This window comes from Xanthomonas sp. NCPPB 2632 (assembly GCF_041228075.2).
Lineage (GTDB): Bacteria > Pseudomonadota > Gammaproteobacteria > Xanthomonadales > Rhodanobacteraceae > Luteibacter.
This window is the reverse complement of the sequence record NZ_CM192979.1, coordinates 4164949-4184139: the sequence shown is the minus strand read 5'-3', so window position 1 is coordinate 4184139 and position 19191 is coordinate 4164949. Positions and strand designations below refer to the sequence as shown.

General features: G+C 66.2%; 20 protein-coding genes and 1 pseudogene. 14 read left to right on the top strand and 7 right to left on the bottom strand.

Annotated elements, in window-relative coordinates; all coding sequences use genetic code 11:
- Position 1 precedes the first annotated feature (1 nt).
- Positions 2–457 carry a lysozyme inhibitor LprI family protein gene (locus tag AB8808_RS18020; protein WP_369930921.1) on the top strand — a complete coding sequence of 152 codons (456 nt, stop codon included), beginning with the start codon at positions 2–4 and terminating at the stop codon, positions 455–457.
- A 33-nt stretch (positions 458–490) separates the two neighbouring features.
- Entirely contained in the window at positions 491–1864 is a 1374-nt protein-coding gene (locus AB8808_RS18015) for a VgrG-related protein (RefSeq protein ID WP_369930920.1), read from the top strand.
- Between the two features lies 1 nt (position 1865).
- Here the strand turns inward: AB8808_RS18015 and AB8808_RS18010 are convergent, their stop codons facing one another.
- Entirely contained in the window at positions 1866–2762 is an 897-nt protein-coding gene (locus AB8808_RS18010) for a restriction endonuclease (protein ID WP_369930919.1), read from the bottom strand.
- 313 nt (positions 2763–3075) lie between these two features.
- On the opposite strand from AB8808_RS18010, the pseudogene AB8808_RS18005 reads away from it, so the two are divergent.
- A pseudogene (locus AB8808_RS18005) lies at positions 3076–3336 on the top strand (hypothetical protein); the annotation flags it as partial.
- Between the two features lie 12 nt (positions 3337–3348).
- Positions 3349–4215: a HipA domain-containing protein gene (locus tag AB8808_RS18000; RefSeq protein ID WP_369930918.1), complete on the top strand. Its 867-nt coding sequence runs from the start codon at positions 3349–3351 to the stop codon at positions 4213–4215.
- Between the two features lie 10 nt (positions 4216–4225).
- Here the strand turns inward: AB8808_RS18000 and AB8808_RS17995 are convergent, their stop codons facing one another.
- On the bottom strand, positions 4226–4687 hold the full coding sequence (locus AB8808_RS17995) for a VOC family protein (RefSeq protein WP_369930917.1): 462 nt from the start codon (positions 4685–4687) through the stop codon (positions 4226–4228).
- Positions 4688–4809: 122 nt separating this feature from the next.
- Between AB8808_RS17995 and AB8808_RS17990 the strand changes: the two genes are divergently transcribed.
- On the top strand, positions 4810–5862 hold the full coding sequence (locus AB8808_RS17990) for an autotransporter outer membrane beta-barrel domain-containing protein (RefSeq protein WP_369930916.1): 1053 nt from the start codon (positions 4810–4812) through the stop codon (positions 5860–5862).
- Between the two features lie 4 nt (positions 5863–5866).
- On the opposite strand, the gene AB8808_RS17985 is transcribed toward AB8808_RS17990, so the two are convergent.
- Entirely contained in the window at positions 5867–6496 is a 630-nt protein-coding gene (locus tag AB8808_RS17985) for a restriction endonuclease (RefSeq protein WP_369930915.1), read from the bottom strand.
- Between the two features lie 257 nt (positions 6497–6753).
- On the opposite strand from AB8808_RS17985, the gene AB8808_RS17980 reads away from it, so the two are divergent.
- The gene (locus AB8808_RS17980; protein ID WP_369930913.1) at positions 6754–8088 is read left to right on the top strand and encodes a lysozyme inhibitor LprI family protein; all 1335 of its coding nucleotides are present in this window, start codon (positions 6754–6756) and stop codon (positions 8086–8088) included.
- Between the two features lie 15 nt (positions 8089–8103).
- Here AB8808_RS17980 and AB8808_RS17975 read toward each other — a convergent pair whose 3' ends face one another.
- From AB8808_RS17975 to AB8808_RS17965, 3 genes are all read right to left on the bottom strand, one after another.
- Positions 8104–9138 carry an autotransporter outer membrane beta-barrel domain-containing protein gene (locus tag AB8808_RS17975; protein WP_369930912.1) on the bottom strand — a complete coding sequence of 345 codons (1035 nt, stop codon included), beginning with the start codon at positions 9136–9138 and terminating at the stop codon, positions 8104–8106.
- A gap of 121 nt (positions 9139–9259) precedes the next feature.
- Positions 9260–10633: a D-serine/D-alanine/glycine transporter gene (gene cycA / locus AB8808_RS17970; RefSeq protein ID WP_369930911.1), complete on the bottom strand. Its 1374-nt coding sequence runs from the start codon at positions 10631–10633 to the stop codon at positions 9260–9262.
- 79 nt (positions 10634–10712) lie between these two features.
- A complete protein-coding gene (locus AB8808_RS17965; protein WP_369930910.1) occupies positions 10713–11777 on the bottom strand; it encodes an aldo/keto reductase in 1065 nt (354 codons plus the stop codon).
- A gap of 111 nt (positions 11778–11888) precedes the next feature.
- Between AB8808_RS17965 and AB8808_RS17960 the strand changes: the two genes are divergently transcribed.
- Together AB8808_RS17960 and AB8808_RS17955 are read left to right on the top strand one after the other, a co-directional pair.
- Entirely contained in the window at positions 11889–12812 is a 924-nt protein-coding gene (locus AB8808_RS17960) for a LysR family transcriptional regulator (RefSeq protein ID WP_369930909.1), read from the top strand.
- Positions 12809–13192: a nuclear transport factor 2 family protein gene (locus tag AB8808_RS17955; RefSeq protein WP_369930908.1), complete on the top strand. Its 384-nt coding sequence runs from the start codon at positions 12809–12811 to the stop codon at positions 13190–13192. The genes AB8808_RS17960 and AB8808_RS17955 overlap by 4 nt, the downstream gene beginning before the upstream one ends.
- A 4-nt stretch (positions 13193–13196) precedes the next feature.
- Here the strand turns inward: AB8808_RS17955 and AB8808_RS17950 are convergent, their stop codons facing one another.
- Positions 13197–13547 carry a response regulator gene (locus tag AB8808_RS17950; protein WP_369930907.1) on the bottom strand — a complete coding sequence of 117 codons (351 nt, stop codon included), beginning with the start codon at positions 13545–13547 and terminating at the stop codon, positions 13197–13199.
- Between the two features lie 141 nt (positions 13548–13688).
- On the opposite strand from AB8808_RS17950, the gene AB8808_RS17945 reads away from it, so the two are divergent.
- From AB8808_RS17945 to AB8808_RS17920, 6 genes are read left to right on the top strand one after another with little or no spacing between them, the layout of a single operon-like run.
- Positions 13689–14543: an STAS domain-containing protein gene (locus AB8808_RS17945; RefSeq protein WP_369930906.1), complete on the top strand. Its 855-nt coding sequence runs from the start codon at positions 13689–13691 to the stop codon at positions 14541–14543.
- Positions 14544–14547: 4 nt separating this feature from the next.
- Positions 14548–14910 carry an STAS domain-containing protein gene (locus tag AB8808_RS17940; protein WP_036139705.1) on the top strand — a complete coding sequence of 121 codons (363 nt, stop codon included), beginning with the start codon at positions 14548–14550 and terminating at the stop codon, positions 14908–14910.
- Complete coding sequence (locus AB8808_RS17935; RefSeq protein WP_036139707.1) at positions 14907–15311, top strand: anti-sigma regulatory factor; 405 nt, start codon at positions 14907–14909, stop codon at positions 15309–15311. The genes AB8808_RS17940 and AB8808_RS17935 overlap by 4 nt, the downstream gene beginning before the upstream one ends.
- Positions 15302–16303 (top strand): ATP-binding protein, encoded by a 1002-nt coding sequence (locus AB8808_RS17930; RefSeq protein ID WP_369930905.1) that lies wholly within the window; start codon positions 15302–15304, stop codon positions 16301–16303. Before AB8808_RS17935 ends, AB8808_RS17930 begins: the two co-directional genes overlap by 10 nt.
- 8 nt (positions 16304–16311) lie before the next feature.
- On the top strand, positions 16312–17163 hold the full coding sequence (locus AB8808_RS17925) for a sensor histidine kinase (protein ID WP_369930904.1): 852 nt from the start codon (positions 16312–16314) through the stop codon (positions 17161–17163).
- A complete protein-coding gene (locus AB8808_RS17920; protein ID WP_369930903.1) occupies positions 17150–19084 on the top strand; it encodes a PAS domain-containing hybrid sensor histidine kinase/response regulator in 1935 nt (644 codons plus the stop codon). The genes AB8808_RS17925 and AB8808_RS17920 overlap by 14 nt, the downstream gene beginning before the upstream one ends.
- Positions 19085–19191: the final 107 nt, after the last annotated feature.

Sequence of the window (19191 nt, the reverse complement as noted above, 5' to 3'; positions counted from 1 at the left end):
GTTGAAATGGAACGAAGTGGGAGTGCCACGAGGAATCGGTCTGGCGATATCGCTGATCTTTACTACGACGATGCCGACGCAGTCGCGATCTCAGGAATATGCTCTGGTCATTGATGATATCGAGCGGTCGGCCAGAGCCATCGGCTTGCGTCCGACCTATGTCGACTGCATCCGAGGCGGCGCTAGGACCACGCCGGCCATGTTGGATTGTGCCGATCTGGAGTTCGCATTCCAGGACAAGAGGCTCAACAAGACATACGGCGCCGTCATGTCATCCCTTGGTGACTCTGAAAGAAGCGCATTGCGAAGTGAGGAGCGCAAGTGGCTCTCGCTAAAAGCAAAGAAATGCGCCCTTCCGGATGATCCTGGGTCGACGGACCATGTGATCGCAGCGGACTGCGATGTTACCGAGACCGCGCGAAGGGCGACGCTACTTGAACAGCGTCGTCCTCGGTAACTGGCCGATCAGCAAGAACGAACAGAAATTAGGATGGAAGCGATGGACCGTAAACAATGGAAGTTAGGTGACACCTCCGCAATTTTTGAAAGCCAAGGCACGCCGGGTACCGTTTCCACAGGTAAAGGCGATCATGGCGGTGTTTCGTATGGAACTTATCAATTCTCAAGCAACGCGGGTACAGCGCGGGAATTTGTCCGGCAATCTAAGTACGCCTCGGCTTTTGAGGGTCTCACCCCTGGTACTAAAGAATTCGGTGATGCGTGGCTCAAGGTGGCGAGCGACCACCCTGATTTCGGCGCCGATCAAGAGGACTTCATAAGAAGAACTCGCATCGATCCCGTACTGGCCAGGCTTGAGAAGCGGGGTCTGGATCTCGGCGATAGAGGGCCTGCGGTCCAGGACATGATCTGGAGCATGTCTGTGCAGTATCGGGCGCACACGCCGTCACATATCCAGCGTGGCTTAACCGAGGCGTTTGGTGCGGAGGTGGATGTTTCCGCTCTGTCCGATGTTGATATCGTGCGTGCCGTGCAACAGTCGAAACTCCTGCATGTCCATGAGGATTTCAGAAGTTCCGAGCCCAAGGTTCGCGAATCCATCGAAACGCGTATACGAGCGGAGGAGAAGGCGCTTACACGGCTTGCGGAGACGGGTTCGGTGGGCACGTTAGCCCAGACCCATGCCGATTGGAATGAAGTGTCGCCCGTGCGCATAGGGTCTTCCCGGCCACGGATTGCGGACTTGCAAGAGCGTTTGAGAGGCATGGGTATTCTTGACCGTTCGGGCGAGCGAGTGGTGGCGGATGGTGATTTTGGCCCTTCGACGCAATCGGCGGTCAAGACTTTTCAGGTATCGGTGGGCCTGCTACCGACTGACGCCGCTAGTGCACTCACGATGTATCACCTGAATGCGCAACTCAGCGCTAGAAATGCGCTCGCTTTAGATAGGGCACGGGGTACGGACACCGTGTGTCGTCTTGACGATGCAGCCCATCCCGATCACGACTACTTTCGCAATGTCCGTGCCTGCGTGATGGATATCGATCGCCGTCTTGGACGATCGCCCGACCAATACACGGATAACCTGGCGTCCGCATTGACGGTGCAGGCGCGGGCGGATGGCCTTCGCGATGTCGGTAAGGTCACCTTGTCGACATGTGGAGAAGTTATGTGGGCCTATCAAACCCCTCCCGACTGGGGATATGACCTCTTTGCCAGGGATACATCGATTAGGACGAAGGAATCATGCACGTCCATGGAGGAGAGCGCAGCCAAATGGCCGCAGGCCATGCAGCAGTTCCAGACCCTCGATGAGGTGCGGCAGAGGAGCGAACAAGATATCAGTGATCGGCACCAGGCACGAATACATGGGCGAAGCGAGCCGGACTACGGCATGGCCCGCTAACCTAGTTCGCCCCCAATTCCGGCGTCGTCTTCTCCAGGATCTTCATCGACTTCGCATTCTCGGCCTGCCAGGTCGCGATCTCGGCTTTCGTGGTCGGTGTCGATCCTGTGGCACGGGCTTTTCCGTCCGCAGTGGTAATCGGTGCCTGCGCATTAGCGGCGTCGCTCGCAGTCATGGCGGCATAAGGCACCGGTGCTACCGCGTGCGACGCATAGTAGTCGGGGTAGGGCGCCGCCCGACGCGCCTGGCCGTCGGGAGCATTCGCCCTGGCATTAGCCACGTTCTGCGACGTTGATCGGATGATGCCGGCGGACATGTTGCTCAAGACGCGCGGGATATAAAAGCAGATGATCAACACCATCGCGGCGAAAGCCACAAGCCTGGCAGCGATGGATTTGGCCGAGGCCGGACGGCTCCTTCGCCTGTGGCGCCTTTCAACCACCCAACTGGGCATCTCGCCCCGTGCCGAGGAAGAGGGCATATCCACCTCCGGGATGGGCCCCAGCATGGCGCGGATCTCAGCACCCCCGATCAGCTGGATCGGCATGTACTTCTCTGCCGAGCGCATCGCGTAGTTGGTGAACTCGCCGGAGGAAATGAGGATGGCGCGTTGCGCACCCTGGGTATGCATGACACCGATCAGTTCGTGCACGGCGTTATGCGGCACCTGACCGGTGTTCCAGTGCTTGCACTGCACCACGGTGTATTCGCCGCCGCGGAACAGCTTCAGGTCGATGCCGCCGTCGCTCATCCCGAACGTGGCCCCGGTACCGGTGTGCTCCACGCGGTAGCCTTGCCCGCGGTAGTACTCCGCGACACGGCGCTCGAAGTCGTCCCAACCCACCCGGGTCAGCGAATCGTCCCAGCGTAAACGCACGGGCTTCCAGCGATTACCCATGAATGATCTCCGGGTATGTCGCACGGGCCAGGAGCAACTGCACCGATACGATCGAAGGCATGTTTTCCCCTTGCTGCGCGGTGTGCGGGTTCCGCTGGGACAAGCCCAGCGGTGATGGAAATGGTACTTACGAAACAGCGCCTTGGGCAGTCGGCCTATAAGCGTTTCCGGCCCGATCGATTCACGCAGGAAGCTTCGGGCGCATTTAAGGATTGAAGAGGAAGGGCGTTGTACCAGGATATCTATTCGGCGATCTATTCAGAAGCGTTGGCGATCTATTCAGGAGCCTCCGGCTGGCCTCTTTTTCGTATCGATGGAACGGGAGTCGGGCACCCCTTCGGTCGTCTCATGTCACAGAAGGACGTCGGGACCCTTCTGGTGGGTGAATCCCCGCCATGGCTTCGCGATGAGTTCGCCGAAGGCCGGTTTCCCGGCATTCCCCTGGTTCCTAGATGACCAGCGACCCCAGGGGTTTCTTGGTCGCGGCCTTGCCCAGCACTGGGCACGAAGGCTGCAAGCACCTCCCGATGTCGTGCTGTGGAGCGATAAGGTCGTACTCGCTGCCCTATTGCTGCGCGGGGAGGACATGCCGGGCAACTTCGTCGTTGGCTTCGACGCGCTCGACCGTGCCCTGAAGTCAGGATTCGACACCATCGACGAGCGCTCCCGCGGTTTACGTTACGGTGCCTTTGCCGAGGCCGCACTGTCACCGGTTAGCCCCGGTGCCCTGGTGGCTGGAGAGCAGCCAAAATTCACCGCGTCCGTCATCGACGCCGCAGGCCATATCCGACACGTCATCGTGAAATTCAGCGAGCCTGTCGACAGTGGCCCCATGGCGCGTCGCTGGGCGGATCTCCTGATCTGCGAACACCTGGCAGGCAACGTGCTGTCCGAACACGGCCATGCAAGCGCGTCAAGCGAGCTGGTCGAGTCGCAGGGCAGGGTATGGCTTGAGGTCACTCGCTTCGATCGCGTGGGCGCGTACGGACGTCGCGGCTGCGTAAGCCTGGCGGCATGGAGTGATGCGCATGACGGCATCCGTGACGATTGGGCTGCCGCGGCCACGCGTATGCATGGTGGCGACTGGATCGACGAATCCGCGCTGGACCAGGTGCGTCAGCGATGGTGGTTCGGGCGCATGATCGGTAACACCGATATGCACTTCGGCAACCTGTCGTTCTTCCTCGATGACAGTCTTCCGCTCACGTTGACGCCCAGTTACGACATGCTGCCGATGCTCTACCGGCCTGCTGCAAATGGGGCCATTCCCGTGCGTGACTACACGCCTGCCACGCCATCCCCGCGTGATATGGCCTATTGGCATCGTGCCGCGATGTGGGCCGAGCTGTACTGGGCACGGGTGGCCCAGCATGCGGGCGTGAGTGACGCCTTCCGGCGCATCGCGGATGCAAACGGTGCCGCGGTGCGTGCAGCCATCGAGCGGTTCGCCTGACGCGGTACCGTCAACCGCCAGGCAACTGCATCAGCTCCAACGTGATGTTGTCCGGCCCCGACACATACACCACCAGCGTCCCTTGCCTTGGCCCACCGGGAATCGCCTGAGGACTCCCTTTCACCATCCACCCCGCCGCCTCGATGCGCGCGATCGCCGCATGTATGTCACGCACCGCCAGCGCCAGGTGCACGGCACCGATGGCCCCCGCACTTTCCGGCGCCGAACCATGGCGAGCACCCTGCGAGTACGCCAGCAGCTCGACCATGTAACCATCCGGTGCCCTGACGATAGCCGTGCGCACGAGAGGATCATCGACGCCTGTGACCTGATGCAGGAACGTGCCGCCCATCTCCGACTGGCGCTCGAGCGTGAAACCGAGGGCCTCTGTCCAGAAGCGTATGGCGTCGTCCAGCGATGACACGACGAAGCCCGTATGGTCGACGGCGATAACGCCTGCGTTGTTGTCCACGGCGAATTTTTCCCAGCGGCGATGACGAAGATCGTATCAGCACTCGTTTCCCGCCCTTCACTTCGTCGATAATTGCCGCCTGCATCGGCGCTACTGCCCAGGCATTCAGTGGAAAAAAACGAATGAACCGTACTCACCGTCCCGCAGGGACCGGCTCCCCGCGGCTTTGCCAGGCGCTGCTGGCCGCCGGCCTTTGTGTCTCCCTGTCACCCGCGTTCGCGCAGGACGCCTCGGGGGCGCCGCTCTCCGGCGATATCCACGCCAACCTGCCCGGCGCACTGGCCGATGATGGCCGCTTCCAGCGCGAGGCGATCAACCAGCACCTTATTACTCAGTACGCCGACCAGACCGAAGACGCTGTGGCCACGTGGGCATCGGCGTGGGGCCATCGCGGCCACCACGACGAGGACGGCAACGCGGCCAGGCTGGACACCAAGGGCAGCGGTGTGATGGTGGGTGCCGACATGGGCGTTGGGGCACAGTCGCGTCTCGGTGTTGCGCTGGGCGGCGGTCGTGTCTCCGCGGATACGCGTGACGAGTCGGCCAGTGGCCGCTCGCTGACCGCCGCGATCTACGGCGGCGGCCAGTACGGCAACGTGCTGATCCAGGCGGGCGGGATCTACACGCGCTACGACATGGATACGCATCGCACGGTGGTGGACCTGGGTACGCTGGCCGCCCGGCTGGCAGGCAGCATGAAGAGCCAGGCGTTGCAGGGTTTCGTCGAGGCGGCCTACGAGTTCCGCTGGGATACCGGCGGGCTGGCACCGTTCCTCAGCCTGGCGCAGCAGCAGTTGCGCACGGGCTCGGTGAACGAACGCGGCGTTTTCGCGGCGTTGCACGTGATGAGCGACAAGAGCGACGTCACCTACGGCACGCTGGGCCTGCGCGGCCGCAAGGACTTCGGCGAGGATGGCCGCTTCGGGATATTCGGCAGCGTGGGTTGGCAGCATGCGGCGGGCGATACGCAGCCTGCCCGTCGCCAGCGCTTCATCGCGGGCGGCACCACCATCGAGTCGCTGGGTACACCCATCGCGGAGAACGCCGGCGTCGGTGTGGCGGGCATCCGCTTCCTGGCCACGCCCACGGTGACCGTGGATGCGTCGTGGAACGGTCAGTTCGCCAGTGCGGCGAAGGACCAGTCGGCGCGGCTTGCGCTCAACTGGGTGTTCTGACCGCTCAGGGCATCGCCACCGTCGCCGCATGCGTGGCGGTGGCCTGCATCGACTGCATCTGCGCGCGCTGGATCTCGTGGATGTACACGCCGTACATCACGCACAGCATCAGGCCCATGACGATCACCGCGCCCACGGCGGCGACCATGGGCGCACGGCTGCGCAGGTGATCCGCATCCTCGGCCCACGGCGGCACGCCACCCGGCAGCAGCACGGGCAGGGGCGGCTCGGGCACCTTGCCCAGGATGGCGCGGATGCGCATGCCGTCGATCAGCGTGACGTGGGGCAGGCGCTCGGCGAACTCCACGGCCGAGCGGCTGAACTCGCCCGAGGTAATGGCGATGACCTGGCTGGCGCCGGCGGCCGGCATGGCGTTGACCAGCTGGCGAACGTCCTGGTGCGGCACCTGCTGGGCGACCCAGTGGCGGCACTGGACGATGATGGATGTGGCGCCGCGCGTGAGGGTCAGGTCCATGGCGTCTTCCGCGCGATGGCGTCCGGCGCGACCGCCGGTGTGTTCCACCACGTAGCCCTGCTCACGGTAATGCGTGGCCACCAGGCGCCCGAACTCGTCCCACGGGATGCGTGTCAGTGCGTCGTCATGCCGAAAACGCACAGGCTTGGTGAACCTCATCGCCGGTCTCCCGGGAGGTCACGCAGCAAGGAAGGGCGCACGCGGGCGCTATACGGGACTGCCATGGTGGTTCCCCTCGTCCGAACGTTGCGCACCCCCTTGGCACGTCGCTGGACAGTGTGGAATATAGCGGGTTGTTGCCGGAATTCCTGTAGGCGAAACCCTACATTTGGGGACGCAGTTGTGAACCTGTCTTCACGCGGTGCCGGTAGATTTGGACGTCTTGCCATCCACTCCCTCTTGAGGACATGCCTCCCGTGCCGACCCCGACCCGATCTATCGCCCTTGCCGTGCTCTTGTGCTCCCCGGTGCTGGCACACGCCGCCGGCTTCGACTGCGCCAAGGCCGGCACCCCGGTCGAGAAAGCGATCTGCGCCTCGCCGAAGGTGTCCGCGCTGGATGGCGAGCTGGGCCAGGCGTTCCGCGCGGCCCTCTCCGCGCATCCCGGCATGGCCGATGCCCTGAAACTGGATCAGCGCCACTGGCTGGCCGAGCGCGATGCCGCCGTGTGGTCGCAGCTGCGCCAGGCGCCGGGCAAGCCGTTGCCGGACACGGTGGGCGGCTATCGCGAACGGATCGACGTGCTCAAGGGTCTGGACACGCCGGCACCGGCGCCGCTGGATCGCATCCGCGCGGCCTTGGGCAAGGCGTCGGACGGTTCGCGCGACGTGCTCGACCAGCTCGGCGAGCACGGTGTGCCCGTGACGCGTGCGAAAGAGATGGATCTGGAAAAGCCGGGCGATTTTCCCTATCAGCCGGACAAGGCGGTCGCGGCGGCGCTGGCGGCCGCGGACGGTTCCGCACAGTGGCGCAAGTTGCCCGGCTCGCCGGTCAGTGCGGTGGCTTCCCTGCAGGGCACGATGCATTGCTGGGAGGAAACACCGTTCCGTATCGAAGGCACGAAGGCCATCGCCGTGGAGGCCCCGGCGTCGTGGGGTGCCGACTGCATGTCGACGCACGACCTGGCGAAGATCGGCGACACGTATGTCGCGCTGTGGCAGGCTTATCCCTCGCCGGATGAAATGATCCTGCAAACCGCGGTCTGGGAGGGCAAGGCTTTCGGCAAGGATGCACGGCTGGTCGCACGCTTCGACCATGCATTGTCGGTGAAGGGCAGCGCGTGCGCCCCGAAGCAGTCGCCGTGCGACGACTTCGCCACGACGGCCATGGCGTCGGTCACGCGTTACGACCGCAGCCCGATGGCGGCCACGCTGGCGCGCAACCTCACCGGCAAGGACAAGGCTACCTACGATGCGCTGGTCGCCGCAGCGAAGGGCGGCAAGAGTATGGCGAAAGCGGATGGCGGCATGTCGCCCGCTCTTCCGGACTTCGGCACCGGCTATGTCGACGGGGTGATGGCTGAATACAGCGAGGATGCCGATGTCTTCCCGCTTACCTTCCGCGGCGAAACCCTGCTGGGCTACATCGACCACGGCCATGTCGGCTGGCGCGTCAACAACGACTGGATCGTCTCGGCCTGGCGCCTGAAAGGCGACGCGCTGGAGCCGGTGGCCTCGGTGTATGTCGAGGTGAAACGCGGCGCCTTCCTGCTCTCGTCGATGGTGCCGGTGCCGCCGCCGGAGGAACATTGAGCCTGCCATGCGGCGTTACCAGCGCACGGTGACGCTGATCCGTACGCCCTGGTCCTTCGCGCCGCCGCCGAACATGCCGCGGTAGCTCGCGTCCACCGAGGTGCCCTTGCTGGTGGCGAAGGCGATACCGACATCGGCTACCACCGCGTGGCGCGGTGTCGGCACGCCGATGGCGCGGAACGGATCGCCACCGCTGGCGTAACGCTGCGTGTCCACGGGGCGCACGTCGTCGCCCCAGGCCTGCTGCACGCCGACGCCGGCATGCCCCACCACGCCATCGGCGAACTGCATGGCGCCGCGCACGCCGATCGTGCCGATGTCGACATGGCCGCGGTTGGCATCGACGCGCAGCGCGGCGATGTCGTTGGTCTCGTGGATGGGATCCTGGTGCAGCTGGGCCCGCGCGAGGTTGACGAACGGGGTGATCGAGCCGCGGTCGAAACCGATGCGGTAGCCGCCGTCCAGCCAGGCCTGCGCAACGCCGCTGTCGTAGCGTGCGGAGGCGGTGTTGCCGATGCCCAGGCCGGCCACGCTGGCGCGGCGGTGGCTCTGCAACTGGCTCCATGAATAGCTGACGCCGCCCTGCCAGTGCCACGCACCGTGGGCGCCCGCGGCATACACGCCGACGATGGAGGTCTTGGACTGCACGTCCGCGCCTGGCGTGCGTGCGGTGAGGGTGCCCGCGCCGGCGATCAGGCCGACATGGGCCTCGCCCAGGTCGCGGTCCACGCCACCCAGTACGCCGCCGCCATTGCTGCGCAGGCGGGCGGCTTCGTTGTTACGGTCATGGTCGCCCCAGTGGCCCCAGGTGGACGTCCACAGGCCGTCGTCCCGTGTGCCGCCTTCTTCCTGCACCAGCGAGTGGCGCAACACGGTTGCGCGGATCTGCCGGGCGTCGTCCAGCATGGCGGTGCGCGTGGAGGTGAGCATGCTGCCGTCGATGACGGCCGCCGCGGAGGACGACGAAAACACGAGCAGCCCCGTGCCGACCCCGAGGGCGGCAAGGATGGGCAGTTTCTGACGTGACGCGCAATGACGGTACGGCGGCATGGGTGCTGGATTTCCCCGGTGAGGCGACGGGGAACCGACGCGCGTCGGCCCCCGGGGATATCGCAGCAATGCCTGTGCCAGCGCGTGTGAAGGCCTTCACACAGGTGAGGCGCTGGCGGGTTTACGCCTTGCGGCGGCGCAGCGCGTAGCCGATCGCCAGCAGGGCGAACCAGGCCGGGCTGGCGATGAGCGCCTGGCGGGTGTCGCTTTCCAGGGCCAGCAGGCCCAGCACGAAGGCGAAGAAGGCCAGGCACACCCAGCACATCACCACGCCGCCGGGCATCTTGTACGACGACACGGCGTGCAGCTCCGGACGCTGGCGCCGATAGGCGATGTACGCCGCCAGGATCAGCGACCACACGAACATGAAGAGGATGGCCGCCAGCGTCGTGACCAGCGTGAACGCGGTGACGAGATTGGGTACCACGGCGATCAGCATGGCGCCGCCGAGCAGGCAGAGGCACGAGAACAGCAAGCCGCGCGAGGGCACCGCGGCGCGGGACAGCCGACGGAACGCCGACGGTGCGTGGCCTTCCTCGGCCAGGCCGAACAGCATGCGGCTGGTGGAGAAGATGCCGCTGTTGGCCGACGAGGTGGCCGAGGTGAGCACCACGAAGTTGATCAGGCTGGCCGCGGCGGGGATGCCGGCCAGCAGGAACAGCTCGACGAAGGGGCTCTTGCCCGGCACCACCTGGCGCCACGGCGTCACCGACATGATCACCACCAGCGACAGCACGTAGAACAGGATGATGCGCACGGGGATCGAGTTGATCGCCTTGGGCAGGTTGCGCTCCGGGTCGGCCGTCTCGGCGGCCGTGGTGCCGACCAGCTCGATGCCGACGAAGGCGAACACGGCGATCTGGAAACCGGCGAAGAACCCACCGATGCCCATGGGGAAGAAGCCCCCGTCCGCCCACAGGTTGGACAGCGAGGCCACGTGCCCGTCGGGCGAGGTGAAGGCCCAGGCCATCATGCCGAAGCCGGTGACGATCAGCGCGCAGATCGCCACGATCTTGATCAGCGCGAACCAGAATTCCAGCTCGCCGAACAGCTTCACCGTGGTGAGGTTGAGCACCAGCAGCAGTAGCACGCACAGCACCGCCGGCACCCACGGGGCCAGCCCGGGAAACCAGAACTGCGCGTACGAGGAGATGGCGATCACGTCCGCGATGGCGGTGATGATCCAGCAGAACCAGTAGGTCCACCCGCAATAGAAACCGGCCCAGGGCCCCAGCAGGTCGGTGCAGAAGTCGATGAACGACTTGTACTCGAGGTTGGACAGCAGCAGCTCGCCCATCGCCCGCATGACGAAGAACAGCATCACGCCGATGATCAGGTACACGAACAGGATGGACGGCCCGGCCAGGCTGATCGTCTTGCCCGAGCCCATGAACAGCCCGGTGCCGATGGCCCCGCCGATGGCGATCAGCTGCAGGTGGCGGTTGGACAGGCTGCGCCTGAGGTGCTCGGGTGACGGCTCCTGCGGAAGGGTCATCGGGGTGCTCGGGTCGGGACGAAGCGACGAACATACGGGGAACCGCCCGGGCCCGCAAACGCTTCCGTCCCGATGTCGATCAGCGCGGCCGGGTGATGCTTTGCCCGCCGAACACCTGTGGCAGCACCTTCGGCAGGAAGCTGTGGGGGAAGACGGGAGCGATGGCGCTCGCTTCGTCCAGGCGTTGGACGTGCGCCTCGGTGAGGGTGACCTCCAGCGCGCCCAGGTTCTCCTCGAACTGGGCCGCGGTGCGTGCGCCCAAAATCGGGATGACCTTGGGCATCTGCCGCGCCAGCAGCCACGCGATGGCGGTCTGCGGCACCGAGTGGCCGACATCCTCGGCGACCTCGCGCAGCACGTCCACGATGTCGAGGTTGTGCTCGCTGAGCGCGCCCATGCCGGCGGCCACCGCCGCGCGCGTGCCGTTCCACGGATCGGCATCCTTGTGCCGGGCGATGTCCTCGCGGGTGTACTTGCCACTGAGCACGCCGCTGCCCAGCGGCGACCAGGCCAGCACGCCCAGGCCCAGTTCGTGGGCCATGGGCAGCAGGTCGTGCTCCACGGTCCGCTCGATCAGGCTGTGCTCGATCTGCAGGGCGACCAGCGGTGCCCAGCCGCGCAGGTCGGCCAGCGTCTGCATGCGCGCCACCTGCCAGGCGGGCGTATCGGAGATGCCGGCGTAGACGATCTTGCCCGCGCTGACCAGGTCGTCGAAGCCGCGCATCACCTCATCGACCGGCACCAGGCCGTCCCATACGTGCAGGTAGTAGAGGTCGATGTAGTCGGTGTCCAGGCGACGCAGGCTGGCCTCCACGGCGCGCACCATGTTGCGCCGGTGGTTGCCGCCGGCATTGGGGTTGCCCGGTTCCGTCGCCAGCGAATACTTCGTGGCGACCACCGCCTGTTCGCGGCGACCGGCGAGGAACTTGCCCAGCAGGGTCTCGGACGTGCCGCCGGTATAGAAGTTGGCGGTGTCGATGAAGTTGCCGCCGCGTTCCATGTAGAGATCCAGCATGCGGCGGGATTCCGCTTCGGCGGCACCCCAGCCCCAGTCGTCGCCGAAGGTCATCGTGCCCAGCGACACCGGGCTGACGCGCAGGCCGGAGCGGCCGAGGGTGAGGTAGTCGTTCAGTCGCGTGCTCATCGTGCCGTCCTGTGGAGAGGAAACAGACTCCGACGATAGGCGCGTGGCTGGCGTGGATAAATCGGCCGGCGCGGCATAGGCTATGAAGCCCGGCTTCATAATGGCTGCGCGATGTCCTCCGAACTGCTGCCCGCCATCGCCGCCTTCGCGCGTGTCGCGCACCATGCCAGCTTCACCCGCGCGGCCGCCGAGCTGGGTGTGTCGCCCTCGGCCCTGTCCCAGACGGTGCGGGCCCTGGAAGGTCGCCTGGGCGTGCGCCTGCTCGACCGCACCACGCGGCGGGTCGGCATCACCGAGATCGGCCGGCGTTTCCTCGACGATGCGCAACCCGCGCTGGCGGCACTGGCCCAGGCGGTCGAGTCGGTGAACGAATCGCGCGCATCGGCGGCCGGCCTGCTGCGTATCAACCTGCCGCGGGTGATCGCGGAGGTGATCGTGCTGCCGCACCTGGCGGACTTCGTGGCGGCCTATCCGGACGTGGTGGTGGACCTGCACTGCGATAACACCTTCGTCGACCTGGTGGACGGCGGCTTCGACGCCGGTTTCCGCATCGGCGAGAGCCTGGCGCAGGGCGTGGTGGCCGTGCCGGTGGGCGGACCCCAGCGCCTGGCCACCTTCGCCTCGCCCGGCTACGTGGCGCGGCACGGCACGCCGGTGGACCTGGCCGACCTTTCGGGGCATCGCTGCACCAGCATCCGCCTGGCCAACGACCGCAGCCTGATGCCGTGGGAGTTCCTGGACGATGGCCGCATCGTGGAGCGGGATACCCGCCCGGCCATGGTCAGCAATGACGGCGAGGTGCTGTTGAAGGCGGCGCGGGCCGGCGTGGGCATCGGATGCCACTTCGAGGCGCTGGTGCGTGACGACCTGGCCGCGGGTCGTCTGGTACCGGTGCTGGAGGCGTGCTGGCCCACCTACGCGCCGTTCCATGTGTACTATCCCAGCCGCGTGCACATGCCGCGCAAGCTGCGCGTTTTCATCGACTTCTTTCGCGAGCGCCACGCGCCCGACGCCACCCGAGGATCCACCGCATGACCGCCGACTACCATCAGGCCCTGATCGGGGCGTACATCGACGCCTATAACCGTTTCGACGTCGAGGGCATGCTGGTGACGCTCACCGACGACGTGCGCTTCGAGCACCATGTGGCCGACCAGCTGGCGGTGGCCACGGACGGCAAGGCGGATTTCGAGAAACTGGCGCGGGTGGGGGCGGCGCTGTTCGCCTCGCGCAAGCAGACCCTGGTGGACCTGCGCGACGACGGCGACGCGGTGGTCGCCACCATCGATTTCCACGGCGAGATCGCCGAGGACATCCCGGACGGACCTGGCGCGGGCACCATCATCGAGATGCAGGGTACGTCGGAGTTCGTCTTCCGTGACAACCGGATTGCCCGGGTGATCGATCGCGGCTGATCGATCAGGCGGCCAGACGCTCGATGGCGGCCAGCAGGGATTTGCGGTCGTACGGCTTGGCCAGGTAGCCCATCGGCTCCTGCACCCATTCGTGCTGTTCCTTCGCCTCGCCGGAGGTGACCAGAATCGGCATGTCGCTGTGCCGACGGGCCAGCTCCTGTCCCGTGACCGTGCCCGGCATGCGCACGTCGGTGAACAGCAGGTTGGCCTTGCCCGTTTCCAGCCACTTTTCCGCTTCGTCGCCGTTGCGCGCGGTGTGCACCTCGTAGTCCCCTTCGAGGATCATCGCGGTCAGTTCGCGGATGGCGTCATCGTCCTCGACGAGCAGAACGACAAGCTTGGACTGTGATGTCATGGGGCGGGTACTTTTGAAGGAAGGAACGGCGAGGCAGATACCGGTTCTGGCGTGAATGCCTTGTCAACGTCAGGGGGTGCCCGGGTGCTATTCCATTGCGCCTTGTGCCCACGCATCATATAGCTTTACAGGGGGATCACCATGACCGCACTCAGCCAGCAGACCGTCGAAGCCATTCGTTCCAACGAGGCGAATATCCTCGCCAGCTGGAAGGTCAACCTGGACGCCAGTGGCGTGTCGCGCGATTCCCGCCTCAACCATCTCGAGTTCGACGCCCAGACGCGTGACTTCCTGCGCCTGCTGGTCGGCGGCGCCTATGTGGGCGACGCCACGCTGGCCAACCAGGAATGGTCGGAAACCCGGGTGTTCCTCGAGAAACTCTCGCGCAGCCGCGCCATGCAGGGTTTCGACTCGCAGAGCACGGCCAGCTTCATCTTCTCGCTCAAGCGTCCGCTGTTCGATCTGCTGCAGCGCGAATACGCCACCGACCCGACCGAGCTGGGCAACCAGCTTTGGGCTATTTCGGAGCTGATCGACGCGCTGGGCATGCACACCATCCGCGCCTTCCAGAAGTCGCGCGAGGAAGTCATCGCCCGCCAGCAGGAAGAACTGCTGGAGCTGTCCACCCCGGTGGTGAAGCTGTGGGACGGCGTGCTGGCGCTGCCCATGATCGGCACGCTTGATTCGCAGCGCACCCAGGTGGTCATGGAGTCGCTGCTGCAGCGCATCGTGGAAACCGGCTCGGAAATCGCCATCATCGACATCACCGGCGTGCCCACCGTGGATACGCTGGTGGCCCAGCACCTGCTCAAGACGGTCACCGCGATCCGCCTCATGGGCGCCGACGCCATCATCAGCGGCGTGCGCCCGCAGATCGCGCAGACCATCGTGCACCTGGGCCTGGACCTGCAGGGCATCGTGACCAAGGCCAACCTCGCCGACGCCCTGGCGCTCGCGCTGAAGCGCCAGGGCGTCACCGTCTCCAAGGCCGCCTGACGCCATGGACCGCATCCCTATCCTGCGCATGGGCGAGTTCCTCCTGGTCACCATCCAGGTTGACATGCACGACCAGCTGGCCCTCACGCTGCAGGACGACCTGGCCGAGCGCATCAGCGCCACGTCCGCGCGCGGCGTGCTGATCGACATCTCGGCGCTGGACATCGTGGATTCCTTCATCGGCCGCATGATCGGCACCATCTCCGGCCTGTCCAAGATCATGGACGCGGAAACCGTGCTGGTCGGCATGCAGCCGGCCGTCGCCATCACCCTCGTGGAACTGGGCCTCACGCTGCCCGGCGTGATCACCGCGCTGGACGTGGAGCGGGGCATGAAGCTGCTGCGCGAACGCGTGCAACGTCAATGACGGTCGTCCGCAGCGGATCGCAACCGGTCGGCATCGAGCAGGATGTGGTGCTCGCGCGCCAGACCACGCGCAAGCTGGCGGTGGAATGCGGCCTGCGCCTGGTCGACCAGACCAAGCTGATCACCGCGGCCAGCGAACTGGCACGCAACACCGTCATCTATGGCGGTGGCGGCGACATGGACTGGGAAATCCTGCAGGAAGACGGACGCAAGGGCCTGCGCCTGCTGTTCCGCGACGAGGGTCCCGGCATCCCCGACATGAAGCTGGCCATGACCGACGGGTGGACCTCGGGCGGTGGCCTGGGCCTGGGCCTCACCGGCGCCAAGCGACTGGTCGACGAATTTTCCGTGGACAGCGCCCCGGGCGCCGGCACGCGCGTCATGATCTGCAAATGGACGTAACCCTCAGCGGCAGCCTGACGCGCGTCGTGCCCATCGAGGAAACCAGCCAGATCGGACATGCGCGGCGCGTGGCCCAGCAGGTGGCGGCCGAGGCGGGCTTCGATGCCACCGACGCGGGACGCGTCGCCCTGGTCGCGACCGAACTGGCCACCAATGTGCTCAAGCATGCGAAGGGCGGCGAGCTGCATATCGCTGCGCTGGACGGCATCGGCGCGCGCGGGGTGGAAGTGATTGCGGTGGATCGCGGCCCCGGGTTCAATCTGGTGGACTGCCTGCCCGACGGCTTCTCCACGGGCGGCACGCGGGGCGAAGGCCTGGGCGCGGTCAAGCGCCAGTCCGATGTCATGGACATGTATGCCGACCCACGCGGCGCGATCGTGCTCGCCCGCCTCTATCCCAAGGGCTTCGGCAAGGCGGATATCCGCTTCGGCGCCAGTCACCATGCCTTGCATAGCGAGGAGGTGTCCGGCGACGGCTGGGCGCTGGCGCTGGACGACCAGCGTATCGCCGCCATCGTGGTCGATGGCCTGGGCCACGGTGAGGCGGCGCACGAGGCGGCACGGGTTGCCGTCGCGACGTGGCTGGCCGAACCGATGGAGGATCCCGTCACCCTGATGGGCACGCTGGCGCAGGCCATGCAGGGCGGACGCGGCGGCGCCGTGGCGCTGGCGCGTTTCGATGCGCGCACCGCCGGCCTGCGTTACGCCGGCATCGGCAACATCTCCGGCAGCGTGCACCTGCCCGAGGGCTCACGCGGGCTGGCTTCGCATCCGGGCATTGTCGGCGTGCAGACCCGCCGCGCGCAGGCGTTCGATTTTCCGCAGGTGGCCGGCCGGTTGCTGGTGATGCACAGCGACGGGCTGCAGTCGCGCTGGAGCCTGAAGGATTACCCGGGACTGGTATCCCGCCATCCCGCACTGGTCACGGCGCTGGTGCATCGCGACTTCTGCCGCGGGCGCGACGACGCCACGGTTTTTGCGATCCGACTGTAGGCCGCGACATGACCGAGCCCGACGAGATCCACCGCCTGCGCGCCGAGAACGAGGCCATGCGCAGCGAACTGGAAGAAACCAACCAGGGCGTGCTGGCGCTGTATGCGGAACTGGACAACCAGGCCGAGCAGCTGCGCGAGGCGTCGGAGCTGAAGAGCCGGTTCCTGTCGTACATGAGCCACGAGTTCCGCACGCCGCTGGGCTCCATCCTCAGCATGACCCGCTTGCTGGACGACGAACTCGACGGCCCGCTGACCGTGGAGCAGCACAAGCAGCTGGCTTTCGTCAGCGGTGCCGCGCGCGAGTTGAGCGACATGGTGGACGACCTGCTGGACCTGGCCAAGATCGAGGCCGGCCGGATCAGCATCTCGGCGGCATGGTTCGAGTTGATGGACCTGTTCTCGGCGCTGCGCGGCATGTTCCGCCCGATCGTCGACAACACCGACGCCGACCTGATCTTCGAAGCCCCGCAGGGCATGCCCAGGCTGTACACCGACGACAAGAAGCTGGCGCAGATCCTACGCAACTTCATCTCCAACGCGTTGAAGTTCACGCCGCGGGGCGAGGTGCGCGTGACCGCGCAGCTGGAGGGCGACGGCTTCGTGCGCTTCGCCGTGAGCGACACCGGCATCGGTATCCCGGCCGACCTGCAGCACATCCTGTTCGAGGACTTCACCCAGATCGATTCGCCGCTGCAGAAGCGCGTGCGCGGCAGCGGCCTGGGTCTGTCGTTGTGCCGCCAGTTCGCCCACCTGCTGGGTGGTGAAGTGGGCCTGGAAAGCACGCCGGGGGTGGGTTCCGTGTTCCATGTCACCCTGCCGCTGACGTTGCCCGCGGAGGCTGTCGATGCCGCGGAATAACCGCATCCTGATCGTCGACGACAACGCCGCCACGCGCTACGCGATGCGGCGCACGATCGAGCGGCACGGCTACACGGTGATCGAGGCGGGCACCGGCACCGAAGGCCTGCAGATGATCGCGGCCAACGACATCGCCTGCCTGGTGCTGGACGTGAACCTGCCGGACATGAGCGGGTTCGACATCGTGCGCCAGCTGCGCGATGCACCGGAGACGCTGCTGCTGCCGGTGGTGCACGTCTCGGCGGCGTCGATCGAAACCGGCGACATGATCACCGGCCTGGAAAACGGCGCGGACGCCTACCTCGTGCACCCGGTGGATCCGGACGTGCTGGTGGCGACCATCCGCACGCTGGTGCGCGTGCGCGACACCGAGCTGGCGCTGCGCGAATCGGAAGCCCGCTTCCGCGAGATATTCACCAGCATCGCGGCGCCCATTGCCGTCGTCGATGCGGGCCTGAACGTGGTGGAGGCCAACGAGGCCTTCCGCCGGCTGGTCCAGCCGACCGGCGGCACGGAGCGGCTGGACGGCTGTTTCGAAGAGGGCCAGGACGAGCTGCTGGCGCAGATGCGCGTGCACGTGGCGGAGCGGCATCGCTGGCGCGGCGTGCTGTGCATGGCCTCGCGCACGGGCACCCGCGAGACCGAGTGGCGGCTGACGCCCCATCGCGACGGTACCGGCCTGGTTTTCGTCGATGACGTGACCGAGCAGCGCCGCCGCGAACGCGCGCAGCTGGAACAGATCGACACCGCCACCATGCAGCTGGCGCTGGAGATCGCCGAGCGCGAGCGCACGGAGTCGCAGCTGTTGCAGGCGCAGAAGATGGACGCGCTGGGCAAGCTCACCGGCGGCATCGCGCACGACTTCAACAACCTGCTCACCAGCATCATCACCGGCATCGACCTGATCAACCGCCAGGTGGAAGCGGGCAAGCCGGAAAGCGTGCAGCGCTTTGCCGACGCCGCGCTGGGTTCCGCGCGCCGCGCCGCCGCGCTCACCCATCGCCTGCTGGCCTTCGCCCGCCAGCAGCCGCTGAACACGCGCGCCACCGACGTCAACGAGCGCGTGCGTTCGCTGGAAGACATGCTGCGCCGGACCATCGGCGAGCACATCAGTCTCGACCTGTTCCTGTCCACCTCGCCGGTGATCGCCAGCGTGGATGCCAACCAGCTCGAGAACGCGGTGATCAACCTGGTCATCAACGCGCGCGACGCGATGCCGGGTGGCGGCGCCATCCGCGTGACCACGCGCCTGGCCCGCGTCGACGGCGACCCCCAGCTGGCCAGCGGCGAGTACGTGATGCTGACCGTGTCCGACAACGGCTCGGGCATCGAGCCGGCGATCCTGGAGAAGGTGTTCGAGCCCTTCTTCACCACCAAGCCGGTGGGCCAGGGCACGGGGCTGGGCCTGTCGATGATCTACGGTTTCGCGCGCCAGTCCGGCGGTCATGCACGCATCGCCAGCGTGGTGGACGAGGGCACCGACGTGTCGCTGCTGCTGCCCGTGGGCGAGGGCGAGGCCATCGTGTCGGCACCGCGGCGCGGGCCCATCGCCGGCGGCAACGGCGAGCGCGTGCTGATCGTCGAGGACACCGAGACGCTGCGCATGATGACGGCGGAGGTGCTCACCGAAGCGGGTTACCACTGCATCGTCACCGAGGACACCGACGAGGCGTTGCGCTCGCTGCGTGGCGACGACGACATCGACCTGCTGCTGACCGATATCGGCATGCCGGGCATGGACGGCCGCGAGCTGGCCGATGTGGCCCGCGCCTGGCGGCCCACGCTGCCGGTGCTGTTCATGACCGGCTATGCGGAAAGCGCCGTGCAGCGCACGGGTTTCCTCGGCCCGGGCATGGACATGATCACCAAGCCGTTCGAGATCGACGGGCTGCTGGAGCGGGTTCGGCAGATGCTGGACTGAGCCCCCGACGGGGCTGGCCATCCGTGCGTTTCCTGCCATAAACCGGTGTCGGCGGGCGGCGGCATCGCCTATGATGCGCCCACGATCGACAGGCGTTTTTCAGGGGA